The sequence below is a fragment of the Shimia abyssi genome (assembly GCF_003014475.1).
Lineage (GTDB): Bacteria > Pseudomonadota > Alphaproteobacteria > Rhodobacterales > Rhodobacteraceae > Shimia > Shimia abyssi.
In genome coordinates, this window is sequence record NZ_PYGJ01000003.1 from 1 (window position 1) to 13,982 (window position 13,982).

A 13,982-nucleotide genomic window follows, 5' to 3' on the forward strand; every position below is an offset into this window, starting at 1 on the left:
GACCCTCGATAAATTGCGTCATCAACAACCTCCGTACCAAATACAGAAATTATACCATCAGTCCGGTCAGAATGGGGGAGTTTTCACACAGCCTCTCCGCCTAATAGTCTTCTGTGACAAGTGCGACGAATGGCAGGACTGAGCGCATAATGACGGATGCTGTAAAGCGCACTAATTGGCAGCTGTGGGCGGACAGCAGACCTCCGGTGCAATCTGACTGAATGGCCAAGTGCATCCTTGTTGGTCGCCAACATCCAAGCCTAAACTCTCACAGTAATCTTGAAGGATAGAATGGCTATTCACCGCTGATCCGCATCGTTGTTGATGGCAACTCTCCGAACATATTGTGGTAGTCTTGAGCGAATTGTCCTAGGTGCCAAAAACCCCAGCGGTTGGCGATGTCGGAAATATTGTAGTGATTGGCTTTATGGATCAGATCGGAGCGCACCCGATTTAGGCGTAATCGATGGTAGTATTTCTTTGGTCCGATACCAAACTTTTCGAGAAAGGAACGATCTAAAGTGCGCCATGAAACACCGACCTCCTTGCAAATTTTGCTGATCGGAACATTTTCGCCCAAGAGCGCAAGCATCAATTCTGTAGTCTTCGACACGGTCCGAGACCGGATCAAAGGTGTGCTTTTGTCTTCGTGTTGATCATATGAATTTGCTACCAATAGGAGGTTAGCAACAATCTCCTCTTGGACGTTTTCAGTCATTGGCTGATCGTGACCGTCCGTAAGCTGTTCAGAGAGTTGCCGTATTGCAGCCAGACGTTTGTGATGCACATAAATTGCGGGCGTCGCGGAAGTGCGCAAGCTTTCGGGTATGTTCAGGCCCAACGCGTCAGCCAAATGCTCGATATCGTGCTCTCTGATGGAAACTGTTGTTCCGCAAAAGCGCGTGGCGCTCACGCCGTCAAACGGATCAGAACTACCAAAAGACAGCAGTTCTGATGCCGATGTGTCCTGGCCTTGCCAGACTTGAACTTCGTTTCGCCGAATGATCCCAAACGTAAGCAACCCCTTTGGCGAAACACCGGTTTGATGTACTGCGCGGGACATTGAAATGTTCAACAGTGTTAGGATGCTTCCGGCCCTGACTGTTACCTTGGTTTCCATTGGACCAGCCTCGATCTGTCGGAAATCGATTTCCCACGGAGAGAAGCTGTTTATGTCATTTGGCTCAGGCAACATCATCACAACCGGTGGTTCAGACCCGGGCAAGTTTGGCGAATTTTTGATGTGGTCCATTTCCGGCCTCAAGTAGTTTGCTGGCAATGTTAACCCCCAGATGAGTGTCTGAGCAAGTTGACCCTCGTGGCACGAAGAGAATGTAAATCGGCTTCAACGGGACACCCGCCGCTCCCAAAGGGCGAACAACGTTCAGAACGCATAGGCACGCTTCTGACGCAGGAAGAACGTTTAGAACTGGCTCAGCCGCCTGTCGCTACTTCTCAATCACTATCTGCTTAGATCCATCGGCTGATCTCTGATGGCCTGAAGAACCAAACCGACTCAAACAAGGAAGCCAGACCATGAAACAACAACGAACGGCGGGCGCAATTGCGACCCTTGCGGCGCTCGCGACAAGTGCAATTTCGCAGGAAAACACAATCGTTCATGATGCCGAGTATTACATTCTGGAAGCGCAGTACGGTAAGGTCTGGGCCGTTGAGGACGGCGAGTTGGATGGGAAGCTGGCGGCCCTGAGAGAGCAATACGATGCGCCTCCAAATATCGTTCATTATATGTGGGATGACCAGCCCCCAATGGCTTTCGGTGATCCGATTTATCAGCAAATACGAGGCTATTCGACACCGAATCTGAACCGGCTTGCCGAAGAAGGAATGCAGTTTTCGCGCATGTATACCGAGCCAGGATGTACACCAAGCCGTGCCGCTGTGCTAACAGGCCAGAACGCAATCCGCACAGGTACTTGGGAAATCGGGTTTCCAATTGAATATACTGGACTGGCTGCCGAAAATGTAACCTTGGCCGAAGTGCTGTCTGCCCAAGGCTATGCAACCGGGTTCTTCGGAAAGCAGCATCTGGGGGATACGGAGGAATCCTATCCGATCAACCAGGGTTTTGATGTAGCGTTCTGGGCGCTCTACAATCAGGTCACAAGCCTATACAATGCAACGGGCGAGGGTGCCAACGCGATTGTTGGGATGAAAGAGGAGCTGCTTGCTGACAATCCCTATCAGCGCGACCACAGTTTCGTTCAGGACGAAGGGTTTGTCTTTTACATGGAAGGCAACAAAGGGGAACAGGCAGCCGAATGGCGCAACGGCTCACAAGAGGTTCAGGACTACAATGATTTCGACATTGAGAGCCGGAAGCGTGCGATCGACTTCATTCGCCAAAGCGCCGAAGCGGACAAGCCATTCTACGTCGCATGGTGGCCGCTCTGGATGTCTTTCATTCCTAATCCTCAGAAAGTGACCTTGCAGCGCGGCATGGTGGGCGAAAGTTATCAGCGCGTCATTGAACCTGACATAGCCCTTCTTCGGGAAACTCTGGCAGAATTGGGAATTGCAGAAAACACGCTGATTGTTGCCATGGCCGACAATGGCCCGATGACACACAACCCACCTGCCGGTGCCGGCCTGGGTGAAGGCTTGTTTCGTGGTGGCAAAGGTGACTTTACAGAAGGTGGTGTTCGGGTGCCTGCAGCAGCTCTTTGGCCGGGTGTGATAGAGCCAGGCACTTATGCTGCTGATATGATCCACGAAACCGATCTGTTCACGACATTTGCACGGTTGGCAGGAGCCACCCAACATATTCCCACCGACCGTATCATCGACGGCATTGATCAAACGGCGCTGCTGCTTAACGGGGATACCCATGGTCGGCGCGACCATGTGTTCATCTATCAAGGGCCTGACCTGGCAGCTACAGTCAAAGATCACTACAAAATCCACTGGACATCAGATGATCCGGGGCAAGCCAAGTCCGGGCTTACTGCGGTCTATGACCTTTACAACGACCATCGTGAAGCCAATCCAATCGTCGTCGGTGGTTTCCACTTCAAAGAGCCGTTCAAGCGGATGCGTGCTCGGCATGAATTGTGGAAGCAGAAATATCCGGATCGCGAACACAACCGTGGGCGAGCATATACAAACCTGTCCAATGCACGAACGGCCACCTTGGCCATCTCAAACCCGCCAGCAGATTTTGATGATCTTCCGTTTGATCCACTGGAATTCATAGAGCATCTCGATCAATTGCCGTACGAATTGGGTGAACCGGGATACGGTGAATAGCGGTATCTGAGAATTGCCGTCCCGGCGGCGGTTCTCCTACTATATCACGACGACCAGCTGAAACGGATTGTTTGAAGTCCGGCTAACTTGACCGGTCTTTCGCTGCAATGGCGGTGATTGACCGGTTTGGTGCGCAAAATCGCCGGGCAGGATCGCGACCGGGTCTGGACGATGGCAATGGGATGAGTCGCAAAATTTCTTTTCGAAAAATAGCGTCCCTTCCGGAACTGACCTTTGATGCTAAGGACCGCAAAACCAGCCTTAGAATCGATCAGATTGACGCTTACAATTGTAAGACTGACGGTGTTTCAGATCGGAAGAATAACAAAATTCTACTTTTTAGCGTTTTCAAAATTTGCAGCGCATCCACTTTGCGACACGACCCTAAATTTTGTTGAGCCTGTGCTTTTCCAGCAGGCCAACAATCAGTTTCTTGGCGTTTTGGCGGTGCCTTTTGTGAATCAAGGACGCACGCTCACCGTCACCTGATTTGATGGCTTCAAAGACTTGTCTGTGATCTTCATTAGATTTCAAAGGCAGGGGGCGCATAAAAAGTGTGATAGAGCGCGCGCGGCGGACCTGATCATTCATCATCGAGACAATGGACTTAATGCGTGAATTTCCAGCCAGATTGACCAGTTCCTGATGAAAAAGATCATCAGCATTGGCCCAGTCTTCCAATGCGCCCGAGACAAGTGCATTTTCCATGTCTTCAATCGATTTGGCCAATGGTGTCAGGGCGATCGAATTCAGGTTTCTTTCTGCGGCGCGCCGGGCTGAAAGACTCTCCAGTTCCGTAAGTACGTCGTATATTTCGACCATATCCTCGACTGAGACCGGCAAGATCCGGACACCTTTTCGCGGGCGCAGTTCCAGTAATCCCTGGCCCTCAAGTGTGAGGGCCGCTTCACGAATGGGGGTGCGGGACATGTTCAGGCGCGTCGCTAACTCACTTTCCAAGTGATCCGAACCTGCCGGCAAATCTCCGGAGAAAATCAGTTCGCGCAACTCATGAATGGCGCGTTGCGTGTTTGAAAGAGGCTTGGCGGTCTGATGTTTCAAAGCTACTCCAAAGATACTTTTTGTCCCGTTGCCGCCGAGGAATATATCGCGTCTTCGATATCAATCACTCTTAAGTACTCCCGCGCGGAGTTTTCTAGTGGCGTATTGTCCAAAAGGCCCGAAATTACATGCTTTTGCAACCCATGGACACAGTCGCCACCAAACCCGTTCCAGGTATCCGGCGCCAACAGGTTGGTTTCTTCGGTTGCCCCGAATTGCCTGAGCCGGAGTGAACCATCGCCACGCAGGGTAATTGTTCCGCTTGTACCTTCCACCAGTGCTTCGCCCATTGTGCGGCGGTGATTGTCCGAGGCGTGATCCAGGTGGCGGTTTCCATCAAAAACTGATCGCCTCCCGTTGGCGTGATCAAACAGAATATATCCGGCGTCTTCACCCGAAATCACCGGATTCATTTTGCGAAGGTCTGCATATACGGCGATGGGGTTCCCCAGCAAATACCGAAATGTATCCACCCAATGCACGGCGGTTTCATGCACCAAGAACCGATCCATCTTTTGAAAATAGGGCTGCCGGTCAAGATAGGCATCTGGTCCCTGGCCGTCTCCGGGGCGCAATCGGAACGTCAGCTGGTGCACATCCCCAATCCGCTGCGCCTCTATTGCGGACTTCAGGGCCCTGTACCATGGCTGGAAGCGAAAGTTTTCATGAACAATGATCCGGGCGCCCGCAGCTTCCGCCTCGGTAGTCACGGCCTCGGCCTCGGCCTTGTTCTGGCAAAAGGGTTTTTGGCAGATTAGTGTCTTGATGCCCGCATCCAAGGCGACTCGGATCATCTGTGCATGCACAATTGGCGGCAGAATGATGTCCAACAAGTCGGGCTGTGTATGTTCGATCATCTTGCGCAGGTCATCAAAGGCGGGCAGGCCAGTCGCCTGCGCTCTGCTGATATCGCGATTGCAGGACCCGACAAGCTCTACACGTTCAATACGTGACCAGCTTTCATAGTGAAACTGGCTGAAATATCCCGCCCCAACACAGGCGACCCGAACCAGAGAGGTCATAGGGTTTCCAATGCCTTTGCGACAGCCTCTGCTGCCTGGGCTGTTCCGGCGCGCCCGCCAAGATCCTGTGTGAGGACGCGGCCCTCGGAAACAACGGTTTCGACGGCGTGTCGCAAGCGCGCTCCGTCCGCCGCCAGGGCGTCATTGCCGTGTTTGATACCCAGCCAGTCAAGCATCATCGCGGCTGAGAGGATCATTGCAAACGGGTTGGCAATACCTTGTCCGGCGATGTCCGGTGCAGAGCCGTGACAGGGTTGGAACACGGCATGCTCAAGCCCGATGTCCGCAGAGGGCGCGAGCCCCAGCCCGCCCATCAGCCCCGCGCCGAGGTCTGAGAGAATGTCGCCAAACATATTCTCGGTGACCAAAACATCAAACTCCCACGGTTTCTGCACCATCAAAAGTGCAGCCGCGTCGACATAGGCGTGATCCGCCGTCAGGTCGGGGTGTTTTTTTGCTTCTGCGTCGAAAATCTCGCGGAAAAAGGCAAATGCCCGGAACACATTGGCCTTGTCGACACAGGTGACCTGCCCCGGGCCACGTTTGGACTTCTTTCGATTGGCGGCCAGCTCAAAGGTGAACCGAAACAGCTTTTCAGAGATTTCGCGCGTAATCAGAAGAGTTTCGCGGGCCTCATCCTTTGTCAGCTCACCGCACCCTTGCGTATGAAACAACCCTTCGGTGCTTTCCCGTATCAGAACAAAGTCGATTTCTTTGCCCGCCGGAATTTTTAAGGGGCTTTCCTGGCCCGCGCGGACCGTGACAGGGCGTACGCCGGCAAAGAGTGTAAGGGCTTTTCGCAGATCAATTTGCGGCGAAATTTCGGTCCCGTCGGCGTAACGAACATCTGGCAATCCCATCGCAGATAACAGAATCGCATCCGCGTTTCGGGCAATTTCCATGGAGCTGGGGGGTAGGGCTTCGCCCGTGCTTGCGTAATGGGCGGCACCGGCTGGAGCAACACCAAATGAGAGTGCGTACTCGTCTGAGGCCGAAGACAGGCTCTGTAGGATTTTCAACGTTGGATCAGTGATTTCCGGCCCGATGCCATCCCCTCCAAACACCGCAATATTAAGATTCAGCGTCATTTCCGGTGCCCCTTTCGCGTTTCTTTGATGGCATGTTCTGTCCCGCTCTGCAGTAAAAATGTTGACAATGCATTCATTAATGCATACGCAAATAAATGCAACAATAAACGCACAGTCTGGGAGGACGACACAAAATGAAATTTGGCATTGCAAAACTTGCAGGCGCCGCAGTGGTGATCACAGGATTGGCAACCAGCGCGTTCGCGCAGGAGTATCCATACCGCGACATCACAACCGCTGTTGTGTGGGGCGCTGGTGGAGGAACAGATTCGATCAACCGCATGATTATGGCCGAAATGGAAAAGCATCTGCCGGTGTCCATCAACGTGACCAACCAGACTGGTGGTGTCGCGGGGTCCAACGGCATGGTTTACGTGATGAATCAGCCAGATGACGGTTACACGCTTGTTGGATTGTCGGAATCCAATGTGACCGCAGCGGTTCAGGGTGGTTGGGACAAAAAATTCGACTATTGGTACCCGTTTATCGTGGGTGGCTCGCCGGATCTGATCTCGGTGCCGGCCAACAGCCCATACAATTCCCTGCAAGACCTCGTAGATGCGGCCAAAGCAGCGCCGGGCACCATTCCGGCGGCGGCATCAGGCGCGGGTTCTATCCATCACCTCAACCTTCTAGCCATTCAAAACGGGGCAGGGGCCGAGTTTAAGTTTATCCCTTACAAAGGCTCTGCCCCCGGACAGGAGGCCGCCATCGCCGGTGAAGTCGCTCTTGTCGTGACCTCTCTGGCTGAACAAGCCGCACTTATCGAAGGTGGTATGCTCAAACCTCTGGCCATGCTGACACCGGATGCGGTTGAGATTGGTGGCAACGCTGTGCCATCTGCGTTTTCGATTTATGATGGTCTGGACAAGTATCTGCCGCTCAAACAGGCGATTGGCTTTGCGGTGCACAACTCGGCATCCGACGATGTGAAAGCAGCCCTTGGCGGTGCCTTTGAAAAAGCGATTGCTTCGGACATCGTGGCCGAATGGGCGACGGCCAATAACTATGATGTCGGCGGCCAGTATGGCGTTGAGGCACAGGCGTTGTTCGCAACTCTGGAAAGCACCTTTGCCTACACGCTGAAAGAACTTGGCGCGACAACGGTTGATCCGATTTCGCTGGGTATCGAAAAGCCCTGATCCGCAATTTCAGATAAACCTGAAGGGCGCGAGAGGTTCGCGCTCTTTGACTGCATGGTGGAGAGTTCACAGTGAACAATTCTGACGAGCTGGTCATTCTGAGGGCCCGTGATTTCTGGACCTCACTGGTCCTGATGGCCGCATCGGTGTTTTTCATCTGGCGCAGCTCATTCATTCCTTTGTTTGGTGGAAATCGAGCAGGTGTCAGTGGCGCAGACTGGTACAATTCCGCAGCCATTGTCCCGCTTGGGATATTCGGCTGCCTTTTAGTTCTGTCATTTGTGTTGTTGTTCATTGCCGTGCGTTCCGGAGGAGCGAAAACAGCGTTGTCCGCCGCAGGTGTCGGCTGGAACAGGGCCGAGGCACGGCGGTTCTCAACCATCGGGGTAATCTTGTTTTTCTATGTCGCGGGCCTGGTGCCACGCGTGGACTTTGTCATTTGTTCCGGCCTGCTGATCACTGCCTTGATCTATGGGTTTCATCTGGGCAAACCGCAGCGGATGTTGTTGTCAGCCGCAATTGTGGCCGTTGCTGGCGCCTATGCGATGGCGGCGCACCTGCCACGATCAGAGTGGGCGCAGCATGATGATGATCTGCTGGCGCTGGTCCTTTGGATTTCATTTACGGTCTGGGTGGTTCTACAAAACCGTGGCACCCGTCTGGCCTGGGTTATTCCCACAATTGCGCTGACCGCGCCATTGGTTCTGGTCTGCGCGATGGCCTTTGGCTTTCGCCAGAACGTACCGAACCGTGGTGGGCTGATCTTTAAGCAGATCGAATACCACTATTTCGTCTCGTTAAAGCCGCTCTGGAGCCGCTGACATGGAATTCGTTTTTTCCCAACTTTCCGGCTTTGGCGAGGCCTTTGTCGCGCTGGTCGTTGATCCGCTGACCTATGTCTATCTGATCACTTCGGTCTTTCTGGGCATCACTTTCGGCGCGCTGCCAGGGCTGACGGCCACTCTGGCGGTGACCATCCTGACCGGGTTTTTTGGCAATAAGATCCCGCTGGATTACTCGCTCATTGCGCTGCTCGGAGCTTACGTTGGTGCCATTTACGGCGGCTCTTATCCTTCGATCCTCCTCAACATCCCCGGCACCGCGGCAAGTGCGGCGACCGCGATGGATGGCTATCCGTTGGCCAGGTCCGGCCGCGGCGGCGAGGCCTTGGGCCTTACAACAACTGCCAGCTTTATTGGCACGCTGATTGGCACCGTTGCGTTGCTGATTTTTGTCTGGGTGCTGTTGCTGATCTCCAAAAATATTGCCAGCCCGGAAAAGGCGCTGTTGGCGCTCTTTGGGATTCTCCTGTCCGGTACTCTGATGAGCGAGGATCTGGTGATTAAAGGCTGGATCGCCGGGCTGATCGGACTGGCTATGGCGATGGTCGGCATGGATCCCCTGTTGTCTGAGCCACGCTACACCTTTGGCTGGTCTTACATGCTGTCCGGCTTTCAGGTGGTTCCGGTGCTGATGGGGGCCTTTGCGGTGCCGCAGATCATCGAAGGGCTGCGCCATGTTGAGGCTGCCAAAATGCTGAAGCTTCAGGGTCGGATATTGCCAAACATGATAGCCATCCGGCGTCACATGCCAACAATCACACGATCCGGTGTCATTGGCACAGGCGTCGGTGCTTTGCCAGGCGTTGGCGAAGACGTGGCCGGTTGGGTCAGCTACGGTGTTGGAAAATCCGTCTCTAAAGACGGCAAAAACTTTGGCAAAGGCTCAATCGAAGGGCTGCTGTCGTCGGAAACCGCCAACAACGCCTGTATTGGTGGCGCGCTCATTCCGCTGCTGGTTCTGGGGATTCCGGGCTCACCCCCTGCGGCGGCACTGATGGGGGCGTTCAAGATCAACAATGTTATTCCCGGGCCAACGATTGATCCGGAAATCATTCTGCGTGTCGTCGCCATCATGGTGCTGGCATCCTTCACCATGTTCGTCCTTGGCCTGTTCACCGCCAGGGTCTTCATCCACATTCTGCGCATTCCACAGACTGTCTTTCTGCCCGTTGTCATGGTTCTGACCACCATTGGATCCTTCAGCGTCGGGGGCGGTATCAACGATCTCTATCTGATGTTGGGTGTGGGGTTCGTCGCCTATTTCATGACATTGCTGAAGTATCCGATTGCTCCGCTTGTCATTGGTGTCATTCTGGGCGGGTTGTTCGACGAAACCTTCCGTCGTTCGTTGCTGATTTCGGATGGTGATCTTTCGGTCTTTGTTTCCCGCCCCGGCGCTGCCATTCTGCTGACGTTGAATGTGACACTGATCCTTGCGCAGGTGCCGGCTGTTCGCCGGACTTTCCAGGCTCTGAAACAGAGAGTTATCTGATGTATGCCGTAACCGTAACTTTTGTGGTCAAGCCAGAAATGATGCCGTCCTTCCTGCCGCTGATGGCCCGGAATGCGCGCATTTCGCGCAAGGTTGAAACGGGCTGTCAGCATTTCGATGTGTGCCGGGATGGAGACATCGTATTTCTCTACGAGGTCTACGATGATCGCACGGCCTTTGATGCACATCTGGCCAGCGCCCATTTTCAAGAATTCGATGCCGCCGTGTCCAGTATGATCCAGGAAAAACAGGTCCGGCTTTTTAACGAGGTGATCCGATGAGCGACTGGGAAGTTCATGCGGTCAAATACGCGGATCGCAATGCGCGTACACGCGCGGACAGTTTTATCTTTGACGACAATCACGACGCCCCGCATGCCATGGATTATTACATGTGGTTGCTGCGAAATGGCGATCGGGTCATTCTGGTTGACACTGGATATGATGAGGACGAGGCCAGCTCTCGCGGACGCCCTATTCGTCTTAATCCGGTTGAAGCGCTTGCGCCGCTGGGGCTCACTCCAGAAAATGTGACCGAGGTGATCGTGACCCACCTCCACTATGACCACGCTGGTGGACTGGCCTTGTTCCCGAGTGCTCACCTGCATCTACAGGCTGCTGAATTGGCTTTTGCCACGGGGCCATGCATGTGTCACGACACACTTCGGATGCCGTTTACGGCGGGCCATGTCTGTGAAGCGATCAAACGGCTCTATCAGGGCAAATTGACGTTTCATGACGGCGATGCCGAGATTGCGGATGGTGTGACAGTGCACTGCATTGGCGGACACTCGCGGGGCCTCCAGGCTGTTCGTATTCGAACGCAGGCAGGGTGGATGGTTCTGGCCTCGGATGCGGCACATTTCTATGAAAACCTGTGGTTGCGAAAACCCTTTCCAATCGTGGTCGATCTGGAGAACATGTTGACGGGATTTGATCGTCTTGAAACGTTAGCCACGCGGCGCGAGTTAATTGTGCCAGGTCACGACCCGATTGTGCGTCGCGCATTTGCCCAAGGGGCTTCGGATCACATTTTCAGGCTGGATACCGGCCCCATTGCAGAGATCAACTTATGAAAATTGGTGTCATCGCGGATGATTTTACCGGGGCTTCAGATATTGCCCTGACGTTGGCCGAAGGCGGAATGTCCGTCGCGCAGTTTATAGGCGTTCCGGACCGTCCGGCTGACGCCACGCTTGAGGCGGGTGTTGTTGCGTTGAAATCCCGGACGGCGCGGGTTGGTCAGGCCGTTCACGACAGTCTGGCGGCCTGTGACTGGTTATTGGCGCAGGGCGCGGAACAGATCGTTTTCAAAGTGTGCTCGACGTTTGATAGCACTGCCGAGGGCAATATCGGCCCCGTTTTGGAGGCCTTGGCCGCCAAACTTGGCGCGCAGCACGTGATCACTTGCCCTGCATTTCCTGAGAATGGCCGCAGCGTGTATCAGGGGCATCTTTTTGTCTCAGACAGGCTGCTGAACGAAAGCGGTATGCAAAACCATCCGCTGACACCGATGACCGACCCCGACCTGCGGCGGGTTCTGGGTGAGCAGACCAGCTGGCCGGTGTCGCACATAAACGCCCAGACAGTGACCCATGGGCCAGACGCCGTGCGTGCCGCCTTACCAGACGGTCCCGCCATGGTGATCGTTGACGCCATTCACGACGCCGATCTTTTGACGATTGGCCAAGCGGCGAAAGGGGAGGTTCTTTTGTGCGGCGGCTCCGGGATTGCGATTGGCTTGCCCGCAAATTTTGGTGCGCAGGCGGCAACACCCCATTGGGAATCTGTTACAGGAAGGGCCGTGGTCATTTCCGGGTCCTGTTCAATTGCAACTCGGGGGCAGGTGGATCAATATCGTAAGATCGCCCCGTCGAAAGAGATTTCGGCTGAAGACGCTGTTTCCGGGGCCGTTACGGCCAGTACTTTGGCTGACTGGGTTCAGGCCCAACCGGGCAGCCCGTTGGTTTTTTCGTCCGCCGATCCGAAAGTCGTTCAAGAAGCCCAGCTCAGATTCGGCCGCGATACAGCTGCAAGGGCCATTGAAACCTTGTTTTCTGATCTGGCTGCTTGTCTTGTCCAACGCGGCTTTGCGCGGTTCGTCATTGCCGGTGGCGAAACGTCTGGGTCGGTGGTGTCGGGTCTGAAGGCGACGGAACTCACCATCGGGCCGCGGATTGCACCGGGTGTTCCTGTGGTGCGCATTGGCGGTACAGATGTGGGATTGGCCCTGAAGTCGGGTAATTTTGGCGACCGGGATTTCTTTGAAACATCCCTGAAAGTGATGGAGACGAGTTCTTGAGTGAGCAGGCCCGGGCGCGAGAGGATATCTGCAGAATCGCGAAATCCATGTTTGACCGTGGACTGACCTGTGGCGCATCCGGCAACATCTCGGTGCGCTTGTCTGATGGTACTTTGCTGGTGACCCCAACAGGCAGCTCGATGGGGTTCCTTGATCCGGCAAAGATCAGTCAGCTGGATCAAAACCTGCGACATTTAAGCGGCGACAAGCCCACCAAAGAAATCCCGCTTCACAGTGCGTTCTATGACACCCGTGCCCAAACCGGCGCTGTCGTTCATTTGCATTCCACACATTCTGTTGCCCTGTCGATGCTGCCTGATACGGACCCTGAGAATATCCTTCCAAATCTGACACCCTATTCGATCATGCGACTGGGGCGCGTTAAACTGCTGCCTTTCTTTCTCCCTGGCGATGCGGGCATGAGCACAGCTGTCCGGGGTTTAGCCGGCAAAAGGTCTGCTGTTTTGCTTGCAAATCATGGACCTGTCGTGGCTGGTAAGGATGTGTGGGCCGCGACCTATGCTATTGAGGAATTAGAAGAAACAGCAAAGCTAGCACTGCTGACCCGTGGGATGTCTCCGACAGCGTTATCGCCTGAACAGGTCCAAAGTATCATCAGAACATTTGATGTGGACTGGTAGCAACCTGGGTGGCGAAGGCAAAGGTTAGTCCGCGAAGATTTTGATTTGCTTGTTGTGGGTTGCGACAATGCGCAATGTGATCCTTGCCGATAAATCGAGTGCGTTTCAGATCGATTTCCTTCAAAAGTAGCCAAATTCCTAAGGATATTACTTTGCACGCCATGTATTTCTATTTGCGTTATGGCGTTTTCTTACGCGATCTAGAAGAAATTTTGGCTGAATGAGGTGTCGTTGTTTACCACGCGGCATTGAACAGGTGGGGCGTCAAACACTCACCTCAGGTCGCGTTGAGAGCGCAACCATCCAAATGCACGTCGAACCGATGGTGGCGTTTGGATGAGACTTATAGCCGCGACCGCACAGGCCGCTTTGTCCCGCAATGTGTGAACTAGTTCGACGTGCCGCGAAGGTCTGAAGAGCGGGACGATACGGACATTCGCTACGTGAGGTTCCAATGACCACTTTGCGGTCGTTCGCTGTGCCGTGCCTGGATGACCGCTCTGCAGAACAGAGCGACCACTTAGAAAGCCATCAGGTCAGCGCGAAAAGCCGCTGATCTGAGGAAAATACGTTGGTGAGAACGGTGCTAGCCCTTCCTTCAGATCGTCGCCTGCCGGCCCATAAACCACGACTGACGTTATAGTGAAGGTTCCGAGGAACTCTTCAGCGAAATTAGCACCAAAATTCCCCATGTGCGTCATCGCCGCAGCGTTGTCAGCATAGCGTTCGTAAATGTGCACTTGGTCGCCTTCACCCATGTAATCGTAGGTTAATGCGCCCGGCTCGTTGGCCTGCGTAGCGGAGACCATCCGGTCTAGAAGCGGTTTAACTGCATCTGCCTTCCCGGAGTTGACTGTCATCGTAATGTGCCAGTGGACATCATCTGCGCTATGACCGTCAGCCAGGGCGGATCCTGCGAAAAGAAAGGTGGCTCCAATAAGTTGCAAATATTTCATGGTTTTAATCTCCTGTTAGAATTTACATCTGCTCAAGCTAGCACAATCTCGTCTTCGACATTGAATTTTCTGAAGCCAAGTATGTCCCTGCTAACCTAACAGTGCATGGGAAGTCCTGAGAAATGGATCAACGTGAGCATTTCCAAATTCTTTTCCACCATTACCAATG

At 53.9% G+C, this 13,982-nt stretch carries 13 protein-coding genes; 8 read left to right on the forward strand and 5 right to left on the reverse strand.

The features are described from left to right. Positions 1 to 295 precede the first annotated feature (295 nt). Positions 296 to 1,120 (reverse strand): helix-turn-helix domain-containing protein, encoded by an 825-nt coding sequence (locus CLV88_RS06530; RefSeq protein WP_165798823.1) that lies wholly within the window; start codon positions 1,118 to 1,120, stop codon positions 296 to 298. A gap of 416 nt (positions 1,121 to 1,536) precedes the next feature. Here CLV88_RS06530 and CLV88_RS06535 point away from each other — a divergent pair, with 416 nt between their 5' ends. Beyond that, positions 1,537 to 3,267 (forward strand): sulfatase-like hydrolase/transferase, encoded by a 1,731-nt coding sequence (locus CLV88_RS06535; protein ID WP_106607605.1) that lies wholly within the window; start codon positions 1,537 to 1,539, stop codon positions 3,265 to 3,267. A gap of 384 nt (positions 3,268 to 3,651) precedes the next feature. Here CLV88_RS06535 and CLV88_RS06545 read toward each other — a convergent pair whose 3' ends face one another. The 3 genes from CLV88_RS06545 to CLV88_RS06555 are packed head-to-tail and all read right to left on the reverse strand — an operon-like array spanning position 3,652 to position 6,439. Continuing rightward, entirely contained in the window at positions 3,652 to 4,329 is a 678-nt protein-coding gene (locus tag CLV88_RS06545; protein WP_106607607.1) for a GntR family transcriptional regulator, read from the reverse strand. A gap of 2 nt (positions 4,330 to 4,331) precedes the next feature. Then, entirely contained in the window at positions 4,332 to 5,351 is a 1,020-nt protein-coding gene (locus CLV88_RS06550) for a Gfo/Idh/MocA family protein (RefSeq protein ID WP_106607608.1), read from the reverse strand. After that, positions 5,348 to 6,439: an isocitrate/isopropylmalate dehydrogenase family protein gene (locus tag CLV88_RS06555; protein WP_106607609.1), complete on the reverse strand. Its 1,092-nt coding sequence runs from the start codon at positions 6,437 to 6,439 to the stop codon at positions 5,348 to 5,350. The genes CLV88_RS06550 and CLV88_RS06555 overlap by 4 nt, the downstream gene beginning before the upstream one ends. Before the next feature lie 134 nt (positions 6,440 to 6,573). On the opposite strand from CLV88_RS06555, the gene CLV88_RS06560 reads away from it, so the two are divergent. From CLV88_RS06560 to otnC, 7 genes are all read left to right on the forward strand, one after another. After that, positions 6,574 to 7,581: a Bug family tripartite tricarboxylate transporter substrate binding protein gene (locus CLV88_RS06560; RefSeq protein WP_106607610.1), complete on the forward strand. Its 1,008-nt coding sequence runs from the start codon at positions 6,574 to 6,576 to the stop codon at positions 7,579 to 7,581. A 71-nt stretch (positions 7,582 to 7,652) separates the two neighbouring features. Then, complete coding sequence (locus CLV88_RS06565) at positions 7,653 to 8,402, forward strand: hypothetical protein (RefSeq protein WP_243403587.1); 750 nt, start codon at positions 7,653 to 7,655, stop codon at positions 8,400 to 8,402. Position 8,403: 1 nt separating this feature from the next. Beyond that, entirely contained in the window at positions 8,404 to 9,915 is a 1,512-nt protein-coding gene (locus CLV88_RS06570) for a tripartite tricarboxylate transporter permease (RefSeq protein ID WP_106607611.1), read from the forward strand. After that, complete coding sequence (locus tag CLV88_RS06575) at positions 9,915 to 10,196, forward strand: putative quinol monooxygenase (protein ID WP_106607612.1); 282 nt, start codon at positions 9,915 to 9,917, stop codon at positions 10,194 to 10,196. The genes CLV88_RS06570 and CLV88_RS06575 overlap by 1 nt, the downstream gene beginning before the upstream one ends. Further along, positions 10,193 to 10,990: an N-acyl homoserine lactonase family protein gene (locus CLV88_RS06580; protein ID WP_106607613.1), complete on the forward strand. Its 798-nt coding sequence runs from the start codon at positions 10,193 to 10,195 to the stop codon at positions 10,988 to 10,990. Before CLV88_RS06575 ends, CLV88_RS06580 begins: the two co-directional genes overlap by 4 nt. After that, entirely contained in the window at positions 10,987 to 12,216 is a 1,230-nt protein-coding gene (gene otnK, locus CLV88_RS06585) for a 3-oxo-tetronate kinase (protein ID WP_106607614.1), read from the forward strand. Before CLV88_RS06580 ends, otnK begins: the two co-directional genes overlap by 4 nt. Further along, positions 12,213 to 12,857, forward strand: a complete 645-nt coding sequence (gene otnC, locus CLV88_RS06590; RefSeq protein WP_106607615.1) for a 3-oxo-tetronate 4-phosphate decarboxylase — start codon at positions 12,213 to 12,215, stop codon at positions 12,855 to 12,857. Before otnK ends, otnC begins: the two co-directional genes overlap by 4 nt. Positions 12,858 to 13,393: 536 nt before the next feature. Here otnC and CLV88_RS06595 read toward each other — a convergent pair. Then, positions 13,394 to 13,813 (reverse strand): putative quinol monooxygenase, encoded by a 420-nt coding sequence (locus CLV88_RS06595; protein ID WP_106607616.1) that lies wholly within the window; start codon positions 13,811 to 13,813, stop codon positions 13,394 to 13,396. Positions 13,814 to 13,982: the final 169 nt, after the last annotated feature.

What these genes read in the sequence shown, in the direction of transcription:
- CLV88_RS06530 (WP_165798823.1), bottom strand. Translation starts at nt 1,120, where the DNA reads ATGGAAACCAAGGTAACAGTCAGGGCCGGAAGCATCCTAACACTGTTG.
- CLV88_RS06535 (WP_106607605.1), top strand. Translation starts at nt 1,537, where the DNA reads ATGAAACAACAACGAACGGCGGGCGCAATTGCGACCCTTGCGGCGCTC.
- CLV88_RS06550 (WP_106607608.1), bottom strand. Translation starts at nt 5,351, where the DNA reads ATGACCTCTCTGGTTCGGGTCGCCTGTGTTGGGGCGGGATATTTCAGC.
- CLV88_RS06555 (WP_106607609.1), bottom strand. Translation starts at nt 6,439, where the DNA reads ATGACGCTGAATCTTAATATTGCGGTGTTTGGAGGGGATGGCATCGGG.
- CLV88_RS06560 (WP_106607610.1), top strand. Translation starts at nt 6,574, where the DNA reads ATGAAATTTGGCATTGCAAAACTTGCAGGCGCCGCAGTGGTGATCACA.
- CLV88_RS06570 (WP_106607611.1), top strand. Translation starts at nt 8,404, where the DNA reads ATGGAATTCGTTTTTTCCCAACTTTCCGGCTTTGGCGAGGCCTTTGTC.
- CLV88_RS06575 (WP_106607612.1), top strand. Translation starts at nt 9,915, where the DNA reads ATGTATGCCGTAACCGTAACTTTTGTGGTCAAGCCAGAAATGATGCCG.
- CLV88_RS06580 (WP_106607613.1), top strand. Translation starts at nt 10,193, where the DNA reads ATGAGCGACTGGGAAGTTCATGCGGTCAAATACGCGGATCGCAATGCG.
- otnK (WP_106607614.1), top strand. Translation starts at nt 10,987, where the DNA reads ATGAAAATTGGTGTCATCGCGGATGATTTTACCGGGGCTTCAGATATT.
- CLV88_RS06595 (WP_106607616.1), bottom strand. Translation starts at nt 13,813, where the DNA reads ATGAAATATTTGCAACTTATTGGAGCCACCTTTCTTTTCGCAGGATCC.